General features: G+C 72.2%; 3 protein-coding genes. 2 read left to right on the top strand and 1 reads right to left on the bottom strand.

Annotation, left to right across the window (positions count from 1 at the left end):
• Positions 1-434 precede the first annotated feature (434 nt).
• Both D8M29_RS10275 and D8M29_RS10270 read left to right on the top strand, forming a co-directional pair.
• Positions 435-1061, top strand: coding sequence for a hypothetical protein (locus tag D8M29_RS10275; protein ID WP_036317507.1), 627 nt, complete (start codon positions 435-437; stop codon positions 1059-1061).
• A gap of 58 nt (positions 1062-1119) precedes the next feature.
• Positions 1120-2637: a SulP family inorganic anion transporter gene (locus tag D8M29_RS10270; protein ID WP_036317509.1), complete on the top strand. Its 1518-nt coding sequence runs from the start codon at positions 1120-1122 to the stop codon at positions 2635-2637.
• 10 nt (positions 2638-2647) lie between these two features.
• Here the strand turns inward: D8M29_RS10270 and D8M29_RS10265 are convergent.
• A partial coding sequence (locus tag D8M29_RS10265) for a VOC family protein (protein ID WP_238693382.1) occupies positions 2648-3076 on the bottom strand: 429 nt, incomplete at its 5' end.

Genomic DNA, 3076 nt, shown 5'->3' with positions numbered 1-3076 from the left:
GCTGGGGCTGGACTTCGTGGCGGGGGTGGACGTGCTCGCCGCGCTGACCGCCGTGGTGGCGAGCCTGCTCCCGGCGGCCTTCGCGGCGTTCCGCGACCCCGTGCGGGTGATGCGCACGGCGTGACGGGTGCGCGCGGGGGTGGCCCGTTGCCTGCGGGGGTGGGTGCCGGCGCGGGTGCTCCCTGGCGATGCCGCCCGAGTCGCCTCTCGGGGTTCCGTGGGCAGGGCAACCGGTTCCGTGGGCGGGTCAGCCGGTTCCGTGGGCAGAAGAGTGACTCCTTCCGCCCACGGAACCTGAATCGCCGCCGGTTCTGCCCACGGAACCCTGCCCACGAAGCCCTGCCCACGAAGCCCTGCCCACGGGACGCGGGGATTCTGGAACACTGGGACGCACGCCTCATGCGGCCGGACCGCGGCGGGCGGAGAGGAGGGCCATGACGCGCACCAGCACGTACGGGTTCCGGGAGGGGACGCTGGACACCGTCCGGCGCAGCATGCGGACCGTCGCGGTGCATCGCGACGACGGCGAGCTCGTCGGCCGGGTGGTCCGTGGGGAGCTGGCGGGCTGCGAACGCACCGGCACGTTCCGCTGGGAGTCGATCGGCGGTGCCGCCACCACGGTGGGGATCCGCCGGGCCACGTGGCGCAGCGCGGTGGGCCGCCTGCTGCGCCCGACCTATGCCGTGACGCATCGACCGGAGGTCACGGCACCGGCCGAGGGGGAGCCACCGGCGCCCGTGCATGACGAGCTCAAGGAGATCTGGGGCGAGAACGTGCTCTACTTCGCCGTCGACGGGACGGTCCAGGGGCGTCGCGTGGTGGCCCGCGCGGACTGGGACGGCTCCGTGGAGGTGCGGGCACAGGGGGAGGACGGCGGCCGGCCACGGCGGGTCGCCCGGTTCCACTCGGGTGGGATGTTCTCCCTGACCCGCGTCGAGGTGGATCACGAGGCCGCCGGCACCACACGGGACGGTGCGCTGTTCGGCGTGCTCATGCTGCTGCCGTTCGTGGCGCGCCTCCATCGGGAGGAGTCCTCGCTGATCGAGGAGCTGCTCGGCTGAGTGCACGCTCCGCGTCGTCCGCGCCTGCCGCGTCCGGGGCCGCCGCTACCCTCGAGGCATGCCCGCCCCCGCCGCCACCACCACGACGACGCCGCCCGCCACGCCCCGCGAGCGGCAGTCGGTGCTGCGCACCCTGCGCACCCCGCGGTGGCTGGGCACCGAGGTGTTGGCCGCGGTCGTGGTGGCGCTCGCCCTGATCCCGGAGGCCATCGCGTTCTCGATCATCGCGGGCGTGGATCCGCGCGTCGGGCTGTTCGCGTCCTTCACCATGGCCGTCACCACGGCGATCGTGGGCGGCCGGCCCGCCATGATCTCCGCGGCCACGGGGGCGGTGGCGCTGGTCGTCGCACCGCTGTCCCACGCGTACGGGGTGGGGCACCTGCTTGCCGCGATCATCCTCGGCGGCGTCATCCAGATCCTGCTCGGCGTGTTCGGTGTGGCCCGGCTCATGCGGTTCGTCCCGCGCTCGGTGATGGTGGGGTTCGTCAACGCGTTGGCCATCCTCGTGTTCACCTCGCAGCTGCCCGAGCTGATCGGCGTCCCGTGGCTCGTGTACCCGCTCACGGCGTTGGCCCTGGCGATCGTGGTGCTGTTGCCGCGGCTCACCACGGCGGTGCCGGCGACGCTCGTGGCCGTCGTCGTGGTCACCGCCCTGGTGATGGCCGCCGGCCTGGCCGTGCCGCGCGTGGGGGACCGGGGCGCGCTGCCGGATGCGCTGCCCGTGCTCGGCCTGCCGGACGTCCCGCTGACGTGGGAGACCCTCCGGTTGATCCTGCCGTTCAGCGTCGGCATCGCGTTCGTGGGGTTGCTCGAGTCCCTGCTCACCGCGAAGCTCGTGGACGACATCACCGACACCCGCTCGGACAAGACGCGCGAGTCCTGGGGGCAGGGTGTCGCGAACGTGGTCTCGGGGTTGTTCGGCGGCATGGGCGGCTGCGCCGTGGTGGGGCAGACCATGATGAACGTCAAGGCGAACGGCGCCCGCACCCGGATCTCCACGTTCCTCGCGGGCGTGTTCCTGCTGGTGCTCGTGGTGGCCTTCGGCGGCTTCGTGGCGCAGATCCCCATGGCCGCGCTCGTGGGCGTGATGATGTTCGTGGCCGCCGCCACCTTCGATTGGCATTCGGTGCGCCCCGCCACCCTGCGCGCGATGCCGCGCTCGGAGACCGCCGTCATGGTCGTGACCGTGGCGGCCACGGTGCTCACTCACAACCTCGCGATCGGCGTGGGTGTGGGCGTGCTCGCTGCGCTGGTGCTCTTCGCTCAGCGCGTCTCGCGTCTGGTCACGGTGGTCCGCGAGGTCCACGACGACGGCGACGCCGTCACGTATCGCGTGCACGGCGCCCTGTTCTTCGCGTCCTCGAACGACCTCTACTCGCAGTTCGAGTACGCCCTCGACCCGCCGCGCGTCGTGATCGACATGAGTGCCGCGCACGTGTGGGACGCCTCCACTGTGGCCGCGCTCGACTCGGTGCTGACCAAGTACGCCCGGCACGGGATCCACGCCGAGGTGACGGGGCTGAACGAGGCCTCCGCGGCGATGCACGCGCGCCTCACCGGGCGACTCGGCGCCTGAGCCGGCGGGCTCAGGCGGTGACGAACTCCCACTGGTGCCCGTCCGGGTCGACGATCTCGCGGGAGTGCATGCCGGAGTCGGCCATCTCCTCGCGCAGGTCCTCGGGCAGGGGCACCTCGGCGGCGCCGAGCTCGATCGCCCGGTCCGCCAGGGCGTCCACCGCCGCGGCGTCGCCGACGGTCAGCGCCATGAGGGCGGAGTTGGTGGTGAGGCAGTCGGCGATCTCACGGTTGCCGATGAAGTCGGTGTAGTAGCCGGGGCTGAGGTACATCGCGTACGTCGACTCGGTGAGCTCGATGCACACCGAGTGCTCGTCCGAGTAGTCGTCCATTGCGGTGGCGCCCAGGGTCGTCCAGAACTCACGGATCCGCTCGGTGTCCGTCGTCGGGAGGTTGATGAACACCGGCTGGGAGAACAAGGCCATGGGGAGCACCGTAGA

The organism is Micrococcus sp. HSID17227, from assembly GCF_003989405.1.
Classification (GTDB): Bacteria; Actinomycetota; Actinomycetes; order Actinomycetales; family Micrococcaceae; genus Micrococcus; species Micrococcus luteus.
Note: the sequence above shows the minus strand (reverse complement) of the source record. Positions and strands in the feature narration are given on the sequence as shown.

Bases quoted from the DNA above. Each gene is read 5' to 3' on its own strand.
- D8M29_RS10275 (WP_036317507.1), top strand. From the start codon at position 435: ATGACGCGCACCAGCACGTACGGGTTCCGGGAGGGGACGCTGGACACC.
- D8M29_RS10270 (WP_036317509.1), top strand. From the start codon at position 1,120: ATGCCCGCCCCCGCCGCCACCACCACGACGACGCCGCCCGCCACGCCC.